Genomic DNA, 17,855 nt, shown 5'->3' with positions numbered 1-17,855 from the left:
GTTCTATTTTTTAAAATCTATTTGTAATCCATATTTTTGACTACCCAAAGTACTCTCTTTGGACAACATCGAATATTTTCCGCTAATGCTCAAAGCAGAATAAATATTATATTTTAGAAACAAATACCACCTTTTTCCTTTTCCGCTTATACATTGGTTCGTCATTAACCCCGGTAAATCCGCTTCATATTCATACATTAAAGGAGTGGTTTCGAATAACGCTACTCTTGTGTCAAACAACAACTTCTTAAACGCTCTTCCGCCTATCCCCACATACCCTGAATTTCCTGCACTACTTTCGGTTACTATTCTTTCAACTCTAAATCTAAAATTTATTTTATTTTTACAAGATATATCCGTTTGTAATCTAAATTGTTGGTCAGTAGACTCGTCCAATTTTTTATAGGCATATTTACCTGTAAGAGAAACAATATTGTTAACTTTTTGTTCGACATCAAAAGAATACTCCGTGCCATTTGAAACAGGTTTTGTTAAGTCCGAATTAGGCAAACGAGCAAAAAAATCACAATAACAATTAAGCAAAGTATTGTTTGAAACTTTGTATCCGGCGTATAAATAATTCCCTTTTTCTGCCAGTTCTCCGGCAGTAGTTATTGACCTGTCGCTAAATGGCGTACCGTGAAAAGTGTAAAACAAAGAAGGATAATATCTATAGAGAGAGCCGATTTTAAATTCCGGTTTTCGGTATTCCAACCCGCCTATCCCTGCCCAAACACTATCGCATTTACCCGTTTCAGCAAACCATTCTATGCCCGTATACGAACCCGATAAATCCATACTAAATACATCATGTGTTCCTAATTCATTCCCTTCGGGGTTTGAATAATAGGTATTTCTATAAACAGTCGCTCCGACTTTTAATTTGTTGTTATATTCAAATCTTGTCCCGAGTAAGTTTTCTTTGATTCTGTCTTTTTTCTCCATCCCGGTAGAGGTCGAATGGTCTCCTTCGTAATCATAATATATTTTAATTTCATCCCCTTCTATTTTTCCGTCTATTGGAGTACTTGCAAAAAACAAATAGTTTTTTATATAATGTATAGGTTTTAATTCTATACCCGTTCCCCGCAAAAAATTGTTTTCTCCTGAAGTTGTATTAAGTTTTATGCCCTTTGACCTTCCTTTAATCATTCCCTGAGATTTAAATGTAGCTCCCGGCGGGACACCAAAAAACAAATTTTCGGCAAAATCCAGAACATAGTCACCGGCTACAATTTTTTCTACAATTCCATAATTTTGTAACATTATCCCGGCAGAGGCAAAATCATAATAACTTTTTTCGTAGTAATCTTTTTCTATCAATGCCGAGGAAGAAACTTTCTTATAATCAATCTTTAACCGCGTATATGTTTTGTATGGGATACCTGCAGTGTCTTCTGTTTCAGGCAGATTATCCTGTACCCTTTGACGCATTTGTATGGAATAATTATCAGGTTTTTTGGGGGCACCTATTCTTATATAAGGAGTTATTAGTTTAAGAATTTCTCCTGTCATCCCCGGCACATTTTTAAGGTCATTTATTTTTTTAAACTCCCCTGATTTTTGTCTTGTAAGGACAATTGATTTTGCGAGTTCGGGGGTAATCCAGTATATAGAAAGAAGTTCCTGTTCTTTGGCAGTATTTATAGAAATGGGATTGTCTTTTAGTGTTTGCAACTCATCTGCCAGATTATCAGATGCAATAGCTCCTTCAAAACTTGTTTGACCTATCGCGGGATTATCAGAGCTTACAACAAAGAATATAAAAAAAGTTACCATGAACATAGCTTTTACTAATATAATATTGTTAAAAAAGTGTCAATTAATTTTAAAGAACACGGATGGGCACAGACAGAACACAGCAGAGCATATCTTATAAAAAAGATGACAAATAGATGGACAAATAGCGGGACAAATAAGAAACATTTTGCTTGACATATTGAACGTATGTATATATGTTATCGTATATTATGTACTATAAATTAAGTGGACAAATAAGGAGACAAAATGGGAGACATATTATTTGGATTAAAGTTTGATTCTTCAAGAATTAACGATGTTCTTGTCAGGATAGAAGCCTATAGATTGTCTATAGATGGACTTATGTTTCCTAAGGAATGGCAGGAAACTCTCCGGCATCTTAATATCATCCGGGCTATTCATGGGACTACCGCCATAGAGGGGAACCAAAAAACCCAGGAAGAAGTTGCTCAAGCTCTTTCTGTAGATAAGACGGTTTCGCTTTCGAAATATGCTCCGGACGATGCTCAAATTACAAATGCCGATAATGCGTGTCATTGGATAGAAGATAATTTTAAGACACCACGACCATTAACCGAAGAAATGATTTTGCATTTACACTTTTTACTTACTACGAAAAGCGATGAAAGCGACAATGCCCCCTATCGTGGCGTTACTCCTTCTATAACAGTCGGTTCTAATAGTTTCGGGGGTGTTCATAGACCACCTGAGGGCGGGGAGAATATACATCGTCTTATGAAAGAGTTTATAGGGTTTATGAACTGCAGGGAAGTGACTTCTCAGCCGCCGGTAATTCAAGCTCTTGTAGGACATTTTTTTCTTGTAACACTACATCCGTTTGGTAATGGGAATGGGCGTACTGCTCGTTGTCTTGAATCGCTTATTATGTATCAGCACGGGGTTAATACTTATGGGTTTTATTCTCTTTCTAATTATTTTTATCGCAACCGGGACAGGTATTTCACATTACTGCAAAAGACCAGAACCGAGAATAATTGGGACATTACAGAATTTTTAGAATTTGGGCTGAAGGGGTTTGTAGACGAGTTATCCCGTATTGAGAAGTATATAAAAGAAAAGATTAAACGTGTGATGTATAGAAATTTAATTTATAGCGCAAACAAGCAAAAAATCAGCGCTCGTCGTCGTTTGTTAAGTGACAGGGAAACGAGCATGTTGTTATATATATTAGAGCAAGAGCCCGCAATAGACCCATTTGTTGATATTGCGTCTCCGGAGTTATGGTTTTCGGAGTTTGTTGAGAACGCTTTAATAAAGAAGCTTTATGCGGACAAATCTAATAAAACTTTATTGAGGGAATTGATTGCGCTTCAGACAAAAGGTTTTATAGATTACCAGAAAGATAATACAAAAAATGATTACAAAATCAGTATAAATTTTGGGGCTATTAGTAGATATTAGAGGTAGCGTAGGGTTCTCTAAATTGATTTGCAGAAGAAAAAAAGAACAGAATTTTTTGGACGCAGATGAACGCAGACAACAGAGGTTTTCACGCAAAGACGCTACGCGCGCAAAGAAAAGATGGGAAAGGGATGTAGGAAGATTAGATAAATAAGTATTGTGTCCCCAGAATTCTTGAGCAGGTGAGATGGACAGTTTGGGAAGAAGTGCTGAAGTAGAGAGGCGAAAGTTCTACTTGTTTAATAATATTTTTACCATATTAAACGATTAAGAAACAATAAAAGAAGTTATTCCAATTCCCAGTATTCGCGCAGTGCAAAATTATTATCTTTCTGTTTTTCTTTAAGCTTGCCAACTAAGTAATACCTATGTTCGCATCCACACATTACGACTATCCTCTTGCCGGAAAATTCTTTTGAAAAATGAATAATATTGTTCACCATAGTATCGTTGCGTTTAATCCAGAAATCACAGTCCAATTTCCAAAAATCTTTATATTGATGTAACTCGGGAATGCTATCTATAATAGTCTTAAATCCTTCATTAACATAATGTTTTTCCGAAGAGACAAGATAATCATACGCACCGGAATTTATCACTCGTGGCGATTCCTGAGAAAACGAACCTTTTATATCCATAAGGACCGCTGACAGCCCGTAATAAAGCTGTACATTTCCGTTTGTTTTTCCATCATTGTATGCCTGGTTTATTTTTTCAAGAACGTCTTTTTCTAATTTAAAGTAATTATGTTTTTTGTAAAACTTATCTCTGCCCTCTATATCGTAAGGTCTTAAAACGCAGCCCGGTGAAACAGATTGAAATTCTACCACAGCCATTCCCTCCTGCCCCTTTCTCCAGAACCCCAGCAATTGAAAAGAATCAGGAAAAGCAGAAGAATCGCATTCATACAATATTACTTGTGGGTTTACCTTTTTCAGAATATCCAATAATGCTTCCGCACTGTAATTTAGCGTAGGGGAATGAATGGTTCCGATTACTATTATTTCAGTATTAGGAATAGTATCTTTTTTCGGTAGCTCTTTGTTAGTTGTATTTAATATAGAAAGAAAAAGACACAATGCTGTAACCATTTAGTTATATCTAATATTACAGTTCTTTTAAAAGTCAAATTGTTTTTGGAGAATTATAAAAAGCATAAAAAAGAGAATTGGTTTTTATAAAAAGATGAGAGTGATTTACCTTAGGCAACCATCTACCCTGAGAGAATTGGCGAATGGCTCGCCACCTAAGCGGGATAAATTCCGCTTGTAGGCCTAACCACAAAAACAGAACGGGCGACTCAGCGAGTCGCCCCTACAATACAAGAGAGCACATTGAGGCAGACAGAAAGGCGGATTAGTTTAGTTGATATTATACTGCATTTACAATTCTAAGTAAAATTTGTTGACATAGGGCAACTTCTTTATTATGATTTCTGACATTATGTGGTTCAAAAAAGAAAAAGGTATAGAAGTTACTACCATCAAGCGAGAAGTCCCTAATGGCTTATGGGTCAAGTGCGACGAATGCGGGGAAATTCTTTACAAAAAGGAACTGGCAAAGAACTTATGGATATGCGAATTCTGCAATTATCACTTTAAGATTTCCGCCCGCAAATACATAGAAATACTGACGGACGAATTCAAGGAATTGGACATTGATATCCAAACGGCTAACCCTCTTCAATTTGAAGGGTACCTGGATAAAATAAAAGCCGCGTCCGAAAAAACAGGACAAAAAGAAGCGATTATTATTGGAGAAGGTAAAATTGGAAATTACAAAATTGCATTAGGGGTTATGGATTTCAGATTCGTAGGCGGGTCAATGGGGTCTGTCGTTGGCGAACTTGTAACCAAAGCAATTGAGTTTGCGCTTTCGAGCAAAATCCCATTAACCATTATCAATGCTTCCGGCGGTGCAAGAATGCAGGAAGGAATTTTATCGCTTATGCAAATGGCAAAAACGTCAGCCGCACTATCCGAATTAGCCGAAGCGCACATACCATATATAAGCATTCTAACAAATCCTACCACGGCGGGAGTTATGGCGTCATACGCATCTCTGGGAGACGTAGTGATTTCGGAACCAAAAGCATTGCTTGGGTTTGCCGGTCCAAGAGTCATACAGGACACGATAAAACAGGAGTTACCTAAAGGTTTTCAAAAAGCAGAATTTTGTCTTGAGCATGGTTTAATTGATGCCGTCGTTTCCAGAGATAAACTCAAAAAAACTCTTATCGGAATATTTGACTTTTTCGGAGTAGGAAAAGAAGAAACAAAACAAGAAATAAACAATTAGAAGTAGAAACGTAAAATATACATTTAGACTAACAGGAGGCAACAAATGAAAATAAAAATAAAAAAAGAAAACCTTGAACGGCTTTTAAGCAAGGTATACCCTATTCTGCCGGGGAAGAGCGCAATGCCGGCATTAACAAACGTACTCTTAGAAGCGAAAGACAAAGAACTCAGCATAAGCGCAACAGACCTTGAAACCGCAATTACCTCCATAGATAAAACAGAAGTCAAAGCGGAGGGAAGTATAGCGTTGAACGGCAAAGATTTCTATGGTATGGTAAGAGAATTGCCGAACAAGGACATTGAAATATCCGTTGATAACTTAAGCGCAAAAATCACCTGTGAAAAAATAAAATTCAACATCCAGGGTATGGACAAATCCGATTTTCCAAATCTTCTCAGCGTAAAAAAACAAAGAAAGGTTACGCTTCCTTTTGAAGTATTACAAAAGGGAGTAGAAAAGACTTTATTTGCCGCATCTACCGGAGAAATCAGCAGTATAATAAGCGGGGCGTTGTTTGATTTACAGCAAGAAGAATTCAGAATCATAGCAACGGACGGACACAGGATGGCTATATATAAGAACAAAATAAAATTAGGAAACATAATGCGATTTGTTATCTCTCCTAAAGTATGGAAAGAAGTTGCCAATTTTTCATCGGGAGTAGATATTTATTTTAACGAAAATACGGTTGGACTTTTTTCGGAAGATACGGTTATCGTATCACGAATAATGGAAGGGGAGTTCCCTCCCTATGAAGCGGTTATCCCAAAGCACAATGACAAGACATTAACCGTTTTAAAAGAAGAACTTAATTCTGCGGTAAAGAGAGCTTTAGTAGTTGCGCCAGACATAAGTCATCTGTTGAAATTCAAGTTATCCAACGAGTCGGTCACGATAGAAGCAAACTCCGAAAGAGGCGAAGTAAAAGAAGAGATTCCGTGCAAGTATAAAGGCGACTCAATTGAAATAGGCTATAACGGAAATTATATTTTATCCGTAATAAACAAGATAGGGACAGAAAGTGTAAAGTTCTTGCTTAAAGATCCTGAAGCCGCGGCATTGATTGTTCCCGACATTCCCAAGAAAGAAGAGAAAGAAGAAGAACTTGTTTATCTTCTAATGCCTATTAAATTGATATAAGCAGATCGCAGGAACTTGATTCTTGACTGCCGTTAGGCACGTTATCAAGTCTGCTGTTTCGCTTGGCTACGAACCTTTAGGTTTGTTAGTTTTAAAGACTCTTCAAAAAAGTTGAGAAAAAAGATAATTCTATCTTTGGTTCTTTTGGACCAACTTGCAAAATTATTCTCCTTTGTATTACAAAAATCACACCTTAATATCCCGGGGTTAACTTATATTAAAAGCAAGGGATACCTGTTTGGAATTTTTGTTTTCATCCCTTATAATAGAATATTGGTTATCGGGTTATTGCTTATAAGTTTGTATATTATCGTTTTATTTTTTAGGTTTTACTGGTTAAAATTTAAGCGCACCCGGTTAAGTTATGTTTCATTTTCTTTTATTATGGGAGGTTTTTTAGGAAATGGAATAGACTGCATTATATTTGGATATGTAAGAGATATGATATCCATTCCCGTATATATTTCTACGAACCTGTCTGATTTATTTATAGGCATAGGACTTTTAATATTGGCAATAGAATTATTGTTTAATAAAGATTTCCGAAAGGTCGGGTTAATATTGAAATCGCCAAAAGGAGAACTAGAATCCATTCGCCCTTTAGGTAGTTTGATAGTTCAGGATTTTAAAAATGTTTACAAACGGATAAAATGTCGTTAAGATAAACCCAAATGAACACACCACATAAATTTAATAAAGACAATTCGTATTGGAAATTCAAAGATAAATATTTGGAGTTTGAGAAATGGGATGGGGTAGAAGTAGTAGTAAGTTTACGAGGATATAAAAAAGAAATAAAAGATTCGCTTGAGAGCAAGGCAAAATTAATAACGGGAAAACAGGTCCACGGCAACAAAGTTCTTATTGTATCCGAACCCGGTGAGTACGAGTGCGACGGGTTTATTACAAATAAAAGCGGTATTTATCTTGGGGTATCCACTGCGGATTGTATGCCTGTATTTATTTATGAGAAAAGGAATAAAATAATAAGTCTTTTGCATGCAGGAAGAAAAGGCACGCAAGAAGGTATTCTTCATGAAGCGCTTTGTATTTTACAACAGGATTTTAATTCGGATGCTAAGGATATTTCCATATTATTTGGACCGGCGATATGTCCACTGTGTTATGAGTATGACTTATGGGAAAACAATTATAAGCAGGCAAAGGATATGGGAGTAACGGATATTATAAATCCCGAAATATGCACGGCGGAGAGCCTTGATATGTTTTATTCCTATCGGAAAGAACGAACCCCGGAAAGAATGTTATCGGCGATTTGTTTGCGGTAAGTCATCCCCACAATTTCTATAAAATCGCAAGGCTCGCGCCACAGCGGGATAAATTCCGGTTTGCCCTACGGACAAATTATAACACCCGGACATAGCATGCTATGTCCCTACTTAATCAAAACTAATTTCTTTGTCTCTCTAAAGTTGCCGGCACTAAATTTTGCAAAATAGATGCCGGAGGGGAGGTTTTTGGTGGGATTTACTTTATAATTGCCCGGAGTTTTTTCTTCGTTTACTAACGTTTGCACAATACGACCCGAGATGTTATACAGTTTCAAAGAAACTTTTGCCTTTATTGGGACGGAATATTGTATCGCTGTTTTTCCTATAAACAGATTCGGGGAAAGAGCAAACGCCAAGTCCTGTGTTTCTTCCGTTCCTATCCCTGAAAGCATAACATGGAAAGAAATGGAATCTCCGACAGAGCCGATATTATATATATTCAATCCTCCCGGGCTTCCGTCCGAGAGGAAGCTATTCGGATTAGTAATGTCATTTATTGATGTCCTTCCCACGTTACTGCTAAAGTTTGCGCTATTCGTAGTCCCGTTTGAATCCAGGGTCCCGCCGGGTCTGTATAAATAGACTTCATCCGGCGGACCGTCTGCATTCCCTTCGCCATCTTGTCCTGCGTTTATTCTATAAACGAGCAATCCCGAGCCCGGCAACGTGCCTTCAAAAATTCCGGTTTTTCTTCTGTATTCGACCACAAAAAATTCAGTATCGGCACAAGGGGATGGAATTTTATAACAATTATTAGTCGGGGAAATCAGCGGTTTAAGCCAATAAGTTCCGTTAGTGTCAATCTCCGGTATATCATTGATCCATATGCCGTATCTATATTTCATATAAGCGCTCATATGTTCGGGCGGGTTTAAACTTGTACACATAATATCCCATCTTCCCGCCGGGGATATCCCGTCAAAAGAGTAATGATAAAGGTCGGGCGAGCCCAGAGAATGAAACATCTCGTGACACAGAACATTGACCGTGACCTGACTTTGCAGTTGGAAATTATAATCCATAACCTGTACTCCGTGTATATAGACGGCGGTACTATATAAAGACCATCTGTGGGGCCATAATAGCGAAGCCCAGCCTTCGGGACTTCCGTATATAATGAAGCATACGTTGTCAACAAACCCGTCTAAATCACCGTCTATATCGAGAGCGCCCGGGATTTGAGAGTTGACAAAGTCAACGGCGTTTTCAAGTAAAGCGTGTTCTCTCATTCGTCTTTGGCTTCCGTTATTCCCGCCGGTATATCCTGTGGGGTTAGTAATTGAGTCATACGCTTTGTAGTAGTTTCGTGGAAATGAGTCCTGAAAAGAGACAACCGTAGATACCGTTTGGGGATAAAAAGTAGACGTAATCGCCAGTTGGTTGTAAGAGGTTTCTTTAAAATAATTATACATTGAATTTGAATCAGTGCTCGTATTGTTAAATTTATTATTGTACGTTGATATATTGTCAGTGAATTCAGATTCGTCGCTGAACCTGATAAAAACTACTATATTGTTTATGACTCCTGTACTTGGAGCTTTAGTTCCTTTAGTTTTCGGGAAAGATTTTAGAAAGGAGTCTCTCATTTGCTTCATTCTTTCGGGTGAATAGTTAAGTCCTTTTTTCAAGCCAACAAGTTCGGGATTAACTTTATTGACGATATACGCGGTTGGGATAAGTTCTTCGCCTAGTTTATCGGCGTATACGTAATACCCTGTTTTATGATTCTGGATTATGGTAAAGTTGCTCCCGTCGTGTAGCCAACTGTAGAATTCATCTCCCGTAGCAAAGCAATGTACTATTTCACCGTTGGGTTGTTTAAGAGTTTGCGGGACATCCGTAAGGTAGGCGGCTTCAATAGAAGTTAATGCAGAGATTATAAGCGCAAAGGTTAACAAAAAATAAATACTTTGTTTTCTCATTTATGCCTCCTAAATTAAATTTACGTTCTATATACTATTTGTTGCTAAAACGTCTATTTGTCAACCACTAAATTACAGATTAACAAATTGGGACAGCGAGAGGACAGAAAGATTAACCACCCCGCCAGAGCGGAGTAAACTCCGAACGCAGAGAACAAAAAAGGGGAGGACACAGAGGAAAACGGACAACAAAGAGAATGTTTAGCCACGGATTAACAAAAAACAAAATTAATAGGGGTTGGAAAGGATGAATTAAAATCCTGAGACTTTTTCGAGGTCGAGAATAACTTTTGTGCTGTCGGGTTTTGTATATTCCCAACGAACAAATCCGTATTCAGGGTGAAAATAAAAAGTGGCTTTATAAATACCTTCTTTGCTTTCTGCTTTTGTATCAATTTGCCAGCATCCTGTGAAATTAGAAACATCTTTTTGTCCAACAATTTCACGCTCATTCTTTATTGTAAGTCCTTCCCACTTCCCCCATCCTTTCCCTATGCTAAGTACTCCTTTCCATTTTTTGCCTTTTATGAAAGGTTTGTGAATCTCGGGAAAAGCAGTGAGCTCTGTAAACTTAAAATCTCCCTCGCGAGGCGGGTGAATCCATACTTCCTTAGAGTCATCGATAACACCTGTTTCCTCTGAGCTTCCTTCTTCGTAGCTCCATCTTATCTTAATTTGCTGTCCCAGAAAATCTCCTCCCGGAATTTTTAGTATAACGGATTGAGAAGAAGTAACTTTTCCTTTAATATCCAAGAAGCTTCCTTTATATATCCACTCCCTGCCTGCCTTATACACGCTTGCTTCTTTTAAAAACATACTTACATTTTCTTTTTGCGCTTTCCTGCATTCCCGGAGAATTTTTTTGAATCTCGGGTCTTTGTGAAGGGATGCCAAATCAGTATCTGTTCTCATCCATTGCAGATTACAGTATCCATTATCTACAGCTTTTCCAAGGTATTCAAAAGCTTTGTCCTTATTCCCAGCCAGAGCAAAAGAGCAAGCTGCATCATAAAAAATTCCATTGTCAGTGTTACCTTTTGTTTGAATTACTTTTTCATATATTTCTACAGATTCCTTGTAGTTTTTGTTCTTGTATGCTTTGTATGCTTTATCGGCTAATCTTTGTTTTACAAGAGAATCCGGCAATTCAGATAAGACGGTTGTTATTTTCTGTTTTTTGTTTTCCCTTAAAATAGTAAATGTTAATTTTTGACCGGGGTCAGTTTCTATAATAAACTTCGTTAAGTCTTTTTCTTCCGTAATGGTTTTCTCGTTAACCTCAACGATTATATCGTCTACTTGAAGACCTGCCTGTTCAGCAGGACTATTTGGAGCTATGGTTTTTATCTCTAAGCCTTTATTTCCATCTTTATCAAACGCTAAAAACCCTACTCCCAAGAACCCTTTCCCTTCTATATCATTCCCTTCGGGCAGGACAGGATTTTTGTGTTTTAATATGTTTTGGATTTCTCTTATAAATGTTGCGGGCTCACGATATCCCATTACTCTACCTATTTCTATGCCAAGGGAATCAGCAATAACGACAGTAGGCACGCTGGAAATATGATATTGCTCGGCAATATCTTCACCATCTATAATATGTGTAGAATCGTTAAAATCCCCATTTGTTCCAATTTTTACACTTGGGTTGAACCAATTTTTTTGGTCTACTTTTACCAATATGAATTCCTTTTTGAGCAATTCAATAACCCGGGAATCTCTGTAAGTCGTTTCATCCATTTTCTGGCAGGGCATACACAAAGCAGAATAAAAATCAATCAGTATGAGTTTACCTAATATTTTAGCTTTCTTTCCCGCCTGACTGTAATCTGTCCATTCAAGTTTGGCAGCAGCTTTTTTTTCTTCAATCTTTTCTTTAGCCAGGAACGCACCATAAAGAACAGCGCATAAAGCAAGAGGTATAACAAGATATTTTGGAAAATCTCTTTGTGTCATAGAATTATTTTCTACCTAATTCCTTGTGATTAAGTATAACCGGACCTATAATACTTAACAATGCAATATAAAGCAATGAATGAAAAAGTTTGCCGGATAAAGAAACTCTGGACTCCTTAAAAGAATTTAAGCAAGCCTCCGGCGCAGGAAGGATGTAATTGTTTATAAATTCAATAATTGCGTGCACCGTTTGATTTGGGATTACCGTCAATGCGCCGAATAAAATAGAGAACAGTATTATTGCAGTTATATTTGAATAACCTTTTATAAACGTGGAAAGTGTAGCGCTAATCAATGTCCAGAGTATATGGGCTATTATTCCTGCAATAGGCAAAACGAACCATACTTTAATATCCATATTTACGTTAACGGCTGAGGATGTTATTATCAAAGCAGATAGCATCATTATAACTATGATTATGGAGCCCACTGAAATAACCCCGAGAACTTTACTTAAGAAAAACTGTGTATACGATACGGGTTTGCTTAGAACGGTCAGGATTTTGCCATCAGCGAGGTCGGAGTCTATTATTCCGACAGTAAACAACACAGATATGAGAAAAACAATGGTCGAGAACAGCTCGTAATTGACGCTTTTAAAAATAAATACTATGGCAATTACCACGCCTATAGATACTATACCAATAGGAACAGCCTGCCGTGTTCTGAGCAGTTCTTTGATAGTGTTTTTAACAATGGCTTTTGAAATCATATTTCTTTTCCTATAATTTTGATAAACAAGTCTTCCAGAGATTCTGTAAGTTCACTTGTTTTATAAGTCTCAATAATTTTTGCTTGTTTCATAAATGCAACTCGCGTGCATACTTTTTCAACTTCCGAAAGCTGGTGAGAATTAAGAAAAATTGTTTTTCCCTGTTCCCGCATTTCAAGGATTATGTTTCGGATGTCAACGATACCGATTGGGTCTAACCCAAGAGTCGGTTCATCCAAAAAGAGTAAGTCAGGGTTGTTTAACAAAGCCTGTCCCATACTAAGACGCTGGAGCATACCGCGGGAGTAAGTTGATACTCTTTTTCCCTTTGCTTCTTCCAGCCCAATTTTTTTTAACATTTCCGAGACTATTTTTTCTTTCTGTTCTTTTATTCCATAAAGCTCGGCATGAAAATTCAGCAATTCTTTTCCTGTAAGAAACTTATGGAAAGCCGGGTTTTCCGGGACATACCCGATTTTTGCCCTTATTCCCATATCATCATTTTCTTTCCCAAAAAGTTTTATTGTACCGGTATCAGGTTTGAGAAAACCTAACATCAGCAGTAGGGTAGTCGTTTTACCTGCGCCGTTTGGACCGAGGAACCCAAAAACTTCACCTTTATCCACCTCAAAACTAACATTGTCAACGGCTAAGGCTTTTTTCTTCCCGAATTTACTGTAAGACTTACTCAACCCCTCAACTTTTATAATATTATCCATTATTCTACTTTGCTAAAAAAGCTAAAATGCTTTTATCTTTGCATATACATATTAAATTCCACTATTTTGTCAATATTTTTTTGGGGGGCATGGGGAGTTTTGGATTTTGGATTTCGGATTGGGGAATGAAGAATTAGAAGAAAAAAGGGAAATAGGACGGATTTGGATTTTCCAGCAAAGCTGGATAGGAATAAGTTGTTATTCGTGTCCTACGCTACGCTTCTGGATAGGAATCCCTAAGAGCCAAAGGCTCTAATGGCTTGCTATATTAGTATATTCGTTATTAGGGGGATAAGATGGATTCCCGCTTCCGCGGGAATGACAAACTCCAGAGATTCTCATGCAAAGGCGCAATGCTCGCAAAGAATAGAGGCGAATTAGTAAGTTGATTGATATTAGGTAAAATATTAATACTTTTTATTGACAGTTAGTTGTTTTCAATTAAAAATAGCATATAATAGAATGGATAGCATATCAGGGAACCAGAATATCCGTGCCTACGGCAGGCAGGCAGGTTATCAGAAAATCAGGAACAAAGACGGACAAAAAAGGAAACGCTACAGACAGGATGGATTCCCGCCACCGCCAAGGCGGGATCTAGGGACTTTCGCGGGAATGCCCAGCAAAGCTGGATAACTTGGAGTAATATTCCTGCCGGAACAAACTCCAAGTAAACAAAGGGGAAGGAGGAAAAAATATGTTACGATTAGGAGTGAATATAGATCATATCGCTACCATACGAGAGGTGCGAAAAACACAATTCCCTGACCCGGTGCAGGCAGCAGTTTTAGTAGAACTTGCAGGAGCAGACTCAATCACGGTGCATCTCAGACAGGACCGCAGACACATAAAAGAAAGAGATATTGAGCTTCTAAAAAATACTTTGAACATAAAATTAAACGTAGAAATTGCATTAAATAAAGAAATCTTGGATTTTATCGTAAAGGTAAAACCTTTTTCCTGTTGTCTTGTGCCTGAAAGGGTTGAAGAAATAACAACGGAAGGTGGATTGGACATCATAAAATTTTCAGAACAGGTAAAACAAACAGTAAGAACGCTAAAAAAAGCAGGCATATATACGGCAATTTTTATAGAGCCTGAAGAAAGTATGATAAAATACGCTCCGCAATGCGAAGCAGAAATTATAGAACTACACACCGGAAAATACGCAGACGCAACTACCCCCGCGCAAATTGCAACTGAACTTTCACGTATTCAAAATGCGGCCAAATTTGCAAAGTCACTAGGTTTAGAGGTGCACGCAGGGCACGGATTACATTATCATAATGTAATTCCCATAGCACAAATTCCCGAGATTGAAGAACTTAATATCGGGCATTCGATTATTTCCCGCGCTATGTTTGTCGGGTTGGAAACAGCAATAAGGGAAATGGCGAAACTGATGAGGCGGTAAAAAGATTGTGGATTTTTGAGTTCAGCTTTGGGATTATAAAAAAGAAGAAGCATGAAACATAGAATCGCTTATTTACAAAAGACAGGAATGAGATTCTTCTCTACGCTCAGAATGACAAAAGGCAAGCAAGATGCCTGCGTTATTATTTGCCTGATAGGTTTTGCATTATCCGTAACATTTTTTGCGGGATGCAAAAACAAATCCAACAATATCTCTGTGCAAACGGAAGACTTTACAAAAATGGAGGGGTATATATTTTCGGAAAATTACGCATACCTGATTAACTTCGAAAAAAACTCTATTGCGGCAAAAGTACGACTACCCTCTAAGATACGCGAAGTTTGCGCTACGGGAGACAACATCTTCCTTATTGGCGATTACTTGATGCAGCTATCAAAAGGTAAATTTAACAGAATTGCAACGCTTACAAAAGATTTCAGGCAAGTATATAAAACAGACACCGACGTTTATATCTTAAACAAAACGAAGATACAGGCAATTAAATCAGGCTTTACAATTCCTCTTTCGGAAGAGCCGATAAAATTCAGCGTAGAGTTTGATAGGATATGGGTATTGGATAAGAATGGAGTTTCCGTTTATAAATTGCCGGGGGAATCGGACGAAGATACGAAAGAAAATCAGCGCATCCCTGTGGATGGAGCAACGGATTTTATGCTTGCTCCTTACGGAATTAGGGTTTATATCGCAAAACAGGGGTTTATTGATGTGTTTGATACTCAAAACTTTACCCTTATTACTCATATTCCCATCAAAGGAATTCCCCACAAAATACTTTTCTCTCCCGCCACGGATAAAATATACTGCGTTACGGAAGTTGACGCTTCAACAAATGAGGCTATGATATATATGATAGACAGACCGTTAAATAAAGTTGAAAATATTTTACGGATAGACAATGTAAAAGATTTTTCACTTTCCCAAAATGGCAGTTACGGAATGATTTTAACAGATTCCTTATCTAATGATGAACCGGGAGCAATACACATACTAAATACCGTGACAAATAAAATAATAAATAAGATAGCCTTGACCGTAAACGACATTACAACAAGTGTAGGAGATTCAAGAATATATTGCCTTACTCCAACGGAATTAATATACATTCCTGCTTTATCCGCATTAGGCGAGAAAGCAAACGAACTCGAACCCACATTCAGAATAAAAGTTGACGGCGGAAAGAAAATAATTATAATGCCGCGGATAGATAACAAGATAGAGAATACTGACGACAGATTTTTTGTTCTTCAGGTAGACGTTGCACAAGATTCCGTTAATTATGTTAAGGGATTATTACAAAAAAATTGTTATCCCGTATGGGAATGTCGATTTGCAAACGATTATAAGTTACGGGTTGGTTTTTTCCGCACAAGAGAAGATGCGAACTTGTTTGAGAAAAGAGTACAGGCAATGATAAAGAATCCTATAGAAATAGTAAAAACACAGGCTGAATCGTCTAAGGGTGTGGGGATGGATATAAGAGATTTGAACCAGAACGGGTTATCGGATGACGCAATACAAGAAGACGGGAAAGACATAATAATTTTTGAAATACAAAACGGAATTTATACTGAAATATACAGGTGTTCAAAGGAAGAGCCGACATACAATGGAGACCCTGCATTTACAAACGTGCCTGATGGCAGCGGGACAAAACTTGCGATAAGAACTCCTATGATAAACGGGAAAAACTCCATTATAGAGTTTTTTGCCAAGGGCGACACCGTTGAAAGGAAAGATGGCATATTTATAGAGAGGGTAGAATGATGGACTTCAAAGAAGCTTTAAATTTTTTATACAGTTTTAAGAACTGGGAAAAAATCCCTGATTATGAGATTGAACTCAAAGGATTCAAACAGTTTTTAAAAAAGATAGGCTCTCCCGAGACGAAAGTAAAAAACCCAATACTGGTAGGCGGGACAAAAGGGAAGGGGTCTACGGTATCCTTTTTAACGGCTATTTTTAACAAAATGGGTAAGACGGGAGTTTACACTTCCCCGCATTTTATAAGCGTATTGGAACGTATAAGAATAGCAGACCCTTCTGCCTCAACAAAAGAGGAAGGCGGCAATCGAATACCCGAGAAAGATTTCATTAAAATCCTTGAAGAATTAAAACCGTTTATAACTGAAGAGCGAACAACATTTGAAATTTTAACGACAATTGCTTTTATACATTTTGCAAGACAATCTACGGAATTTTCCGTTTTTGAAATCGGGCTTGGCGGAAGACTTGATGCTACAAATGTAGTCAACCCGGTAGTATCGGTTCTTGTGCCTATAAGTCTTGACCATACGGAAGTGTTGGGAAATACATTGGCGGACATAGCAAGAGAGAAATGCGGGATAATAAAAGAAAACGGCAAAGTCATATCCGCTCCGCAGGACGAAGAAGTTATGCTTGTAATAAAAGAAATTTGTATGGAAAGAAACGCAACGCTTAAAGTAATAGGGGAAGATTTCTTTTGTGAGCATCCCGAATGCAGTATAGACGGGGCTAAATTTACCGTGAACGGCAGGGAGTATTACATACCTCTTCTCGGGAGACACCAGATAATAAATGCGATGACGGCAATCCTGACGGCGCAGACTTGCGGAGTGCCTGACGAAATAATACAGGCGGGATTAAAAGAAGCGACCATTCGGGGCAGACTGGAAATTATGTGGAGACAGCCATACGTCGTATTTGACGGAGCACATAACGTAGCATCGGCGTGGGTATTGCGAAGAAGTATAATTGAATTGTTTAATTTCAAAAAACTGATTTTGGTTTTCGGACTTCTAAAAGATAAAGACAAAGAAGCTATCATTCAAACACTTGCGCCAATAACGGACTATGCAATTATAACTCCCGTTAAAGTAGAGCGGTCTGCAAATCCTGAAGAACTGCTGGAGATTTTTAAGAAGGAAAAAATACCCGCAGAAATAGCTTCGGATTCTCACAGCGCGCTAAAAATAGCGCTTAAAAGAGCAAAAGAAAAAGATTTGATTTTGGCAACGGGGTCGTTGTATCTAATAGGAGAACTTTTAGGAAATACAAAGTGGACAATAATAAACTAACACTCTATTCGAAAACAAACAAAACTGAAAAGAATATTAACAGTGATTGGAAGAGACTTTAAGAGATAGAAATAAAAAAAAACAGATCTTTTTCAAATCTCTTAAAATCCCTGTAAAATAAACTAAAAAAAGGGGGAAG

The 17,855-nt window shown here is 37.6% G+C and carries 14 protein-coding genes; 8 read left to right on the top strand and 6 right to left on the bottom strand.

Features of this window, described 5'->3' with window-relative positions; genetic code table 11:
* Positions 1 to 3 precede the first annotated feature (3 nt).
* The gene (locus WC614_05245; protein MFA5032407.1) at positions 4 to 1,785 is read right to left on the bottom strand and encodes a helix-hairpin-helix domain-containing protein; all 1,782 of its coding nucleotides are present in this window, start codon (positions 1,783 to 1,785) and stop codon (positions 4 to 6) included.
* A 222-nt stretch (positions 1,786 to 2,007) separates the two neighbouring features.
* Here WC614_05245 and WC614_05240 point away from each other — a divergent pair, with 222 nt between their 5' ends.
* Positions 2,008 to 3,183, top strand: a complete 1,176-nt coding sequence (locus WC614_05240; GenBank protein ID MFA5032406.1) for a Fic family protein — start codon at positions 2,008 to 2,010, stop codon at positions 3,181 to 3,183.
* A 287-nt stretch (positions 3,184 to 3,470) separates the two neighbouring features.
* Here WC614_05240 and WC614_05235 read toward each other — a convergent pair whose 3' ends face one another.
* Positions 3,471 to 4,274, bottom strand: a complete 804-nt coding sequence (locus WC614_05235) for a hypothetical protein (GenBank protein ID MFA5032405.1) — start codon at positions 4,272 to 4,274, stop codon at positions 3,471 to 3,473.
* 352 nt (positions 4,275 to 4,626) lie between these two features.
* Here WC614_05235 and accD point away from each other — a divergent pair, with 352 nt between their 5' ends.
* From accD to WC614_05215, 4 genes are all read left to right on the top strand, one after another.
* On the top strand, positions 4,627 to 5,481 hold the full coding sequence (accD, locus tag WC614_05230) for an acetyl-CoA carboxylase, carboxyltransferase subunit beta (GenBank protein ID MFA5032404.1): 855 nt from the start codon (positions 4,627 to 4,629) through the stop codon (positions 5,479 to 5,481).
* A 45-nt stretch (positions 5,482 to 5,526) separates the two neighbouring features.
* Complete coding sequence (gene dnaN, locus WC614_05225) at positions 5,527 to 6,624, top strand: DNA polymerase III subunit beta (GenBank protein ID MFA5032403.1); 1,098 nt, start codon at positions 5,527 to 5,529, stop codon at positions 6,622 to 6,624.
* 111 nt (positions 6,625 to 6,735) lie between these two features.
* Positions 6,736 to 7,284: a signal peptidase II gene (locus WC614_05220; protein MFA5032402.1), complete on the top strand. Its 549-nt coding sequence runs from the start codon at positions 6,736 to 6,738 to the stop codon at positions 7,282 to 7,284.
* Positions 7,285 to 7,295: 11 nt separating this feature from the next.
* Positions 7,296 to 7,913 (top strand): polyphenol oxidase family protein, encoded by a 618-nt coding sequence (locus WC614_05215; protein MFA5032401.1) that lies wholly within the window; start codon positions 7,296 to 7,298, stop codon positions 7,911 to 7,913.
* Positions 7,914 to 8,020: 107 nt separating this feature from the next.
* Here the strand turns inward: WC614_05215 and WC614_05210 are convergent, their stop codons facing one another.
* The 4 genes from WC614_05210 to WC614_05195 all read right to left on the bottom strand — a co-directional run bounded on the left by WC614_05210 (position 8,021) and on the right by WC614_05195 (position 13,225).
* On the bottom strand, positions 8,021 to 9,838 hold the full coding sequence (locus WC614_05210) for a M6 family metalloprotease domain-containing protein (GenBank protein MFA5032400.1): 1,818 nt from the start codon (positions 9,836 to 9,838) through the stop codon (positions 8,021 to 8,023).
* 252 nt (positions 9,839 to 10,090) lie between these two features.
* Positions 10,091 to 11,794, bottom strand: a complete 1,704-nt coding sequence (locus WC614_05205) for a PDZ domain-containing protein (GenBank protein MFA5032399.1) — start codon at positions 11,792 to 11,794, stop codon at positions 10,091 to 10,093.
* A gap of 4 nt (positions 11,795 to 11,798) precedes the next feature.
* The gene (locus WC614_05200; GenBank protein ID MFA5032398.1) at positions 11,799 to 12,506 is read right to left on the bottom strand and encodes a hypothetical protein; all 708 of its coding nucleotides are present in this window, start codon (positions 12,504 to 12,506) and stop codon (positions 11,799 to 11,801) included.
* Positions 12,503 to 13,225, bottom strand: coding sequence for an ABC transporter ATP-binding protein (locus WC614_05195; GenBank protein MFA5032397.1), 723 nt, complete (start codon positions 13,223 to 13,225; stop codon positions 12,503 to 12,505). The genes WC614_05200 and WC614_05195 overlap by 4 nt, the downstream gene beginning before the upstream one ends.
* Before the next feature lie 697 nt (positions 13,226 to 13,922).
* On the opposite strand from WC614_05195, the gene WC614_05190 reads away from it, so the two are divergent.
* The 3 genes from WC614_05190 to WC614_05180 are packed head-to-tail and all read left to right on the top strand — an operon-like array spanning position 13,923 to position 17,716.
* The gene (locus tag WC614_05190; protein MFA5032396.1) at positions 13,923 to 14,639 is read left to right on the top strand and encodes a pyridoxine 5'-phosphate synthase; all 717 of its coding nucleotides are present in this window, start codon (positions 13,923 to 13,925) and stop codon (positions 14,637 to 14,639) included.
* 51 nt (positions 14,640 to 14,690) lie between these two features.
* Positions 14,691 to 16,424 carry a hypothetical protein gene (locus tag WC614_05185; GenBank protein ID MFA5032395.1) on the top strand — a complete coding sequence of 578 codons (1,734 nt, stop codon included), beginning with the start codon at positions 14,691 to 14,693 and terminating at the stop codon, positions 16,422 to 16,424.
* On the top strand, positions 16,421 to 17,716 hold the full coding sequence (locus tag WC614_05180; protein ID MFA5032394.1) for a folylpolyglutamate synthase/dihydrofolate synthase family protein: 1,296 nt from the start codon (positions 16,421 to 16,423) through the stop codon (positions 17,714 to 17,716). The genes WC614_05185 and WC614_05180 overlap by 4 nt, the downstream gene beginning before the upstream one ends.
* Positions 17,717 to 17,855 lie beyond the last annotated feature (139 nt).

The sequence above is a fragment of the bacterium genome (genome assembly GCA_041649255.1).
GTDB lineage: Bacteria > Hydrothermota > UBA3073 > JACQXS01 > JAQTXJ01 > JAQTXJ01.
The sequence above is the reverse complement of the archived record's forward strand: the minus strand, read 5'-3'. Positions and strand labels throughout refer to the sequence as shown.

What these genes read in the sequence shown, in the direction of transcription:
- WC614_05215 (MFA5032401.1), top strand. Translation starts at nt 7,296, where the DNA reads ATGAACACACCACATAAATTTAATAAAGACAATTCGTATTGGAAATTC.
- WC614_05195 (MFA5032397.1), bottom strand. Translation starts at nt 13,225, where the DNA reads ATGGATAATATTATAAAAGTTGAGGGGTTGAGTAAGTCTTACAGTAAA.
- WC614_05205 (MFA5032399.1), bottom strand. Translation starts at nt 11,794, where the DNA reads ATGACACAAAGAGATTTTCCAAAATATCTTGTTATACCTCTTGCTTTA.
- dnaN (MFA5032403.1), top strand. Translation starts at nt 5,527, where the DNA reads ATGAAAATAAAAATAAAAAAAGAAAACCTTGAACGGCTTTTAAGCAAG.
- WC614_05235 (MFA5032405.1), bottom strand. Translation starts at nt 4,274, where the DNA reads ATGGTTACAGCATTGTGTCTTTTTCTTTCTATATTAAATACAACTAAC.
- WC614_05200 (MFA5032398.1), bottom strand. Translation starts at nt 12,506, where the DNA reads ATGATTTCAAAAGCCATTGTTAAAAACACTATCAAAGAACTGCTCAGA.
- accD (MFA5032404.1), top strand. Translation starts at nt 4,627, where the DNA reads ATGTGGTTCAAAAAAGAAAAAGGTATAGAAGTTACTACCATCAAGCGA.
- WC614_05245 (MFA5032407.1), bottom strand. Translation starts at nt 1,785, where the DNA reads ATGTTCATGGTAACTTTTTTTATATTCTTTGTTGTAAGCTCTGATAAT.
- WC614_05180 (MFA5032394.1), top strand. Translation starts at nt 16,421, where the DNA reads ATGATGGACTTCAAAGAAGCTTTAAATTTTTTATACAGTTTTAAGAAC.
- WC614_05240 (MFA5032406.1), top strand. Translation starts at nt 2,008, where the DNA reads ATGGGAGACATATTATTTGGATTAAAGTTTGATTCTTCAAGAATTAAC.
- WC614_05190 (MFA5032396.1), top strand. Translation starts at nt 13,923, where the DNA reads ATGTTACGATTAGGAGTGAATATAGATCATATCGCTACCATACGAGAG.
- WC614_05210 (MFA5032400.1), bottom strand. Translation starts at nt 9,838, where the DNA reads ATGAGAAAACAAAGTATTTATTTTTTGTTAACCTTTGCGCTTATAATC.
- WC614_05185 (MFA5032395.1), top strand. Translation starts at nt 14,691, where the DNA reads ATGAAACATAGAATCGCTTATTTACAAAAGACAGGAATGAGATTCTTC.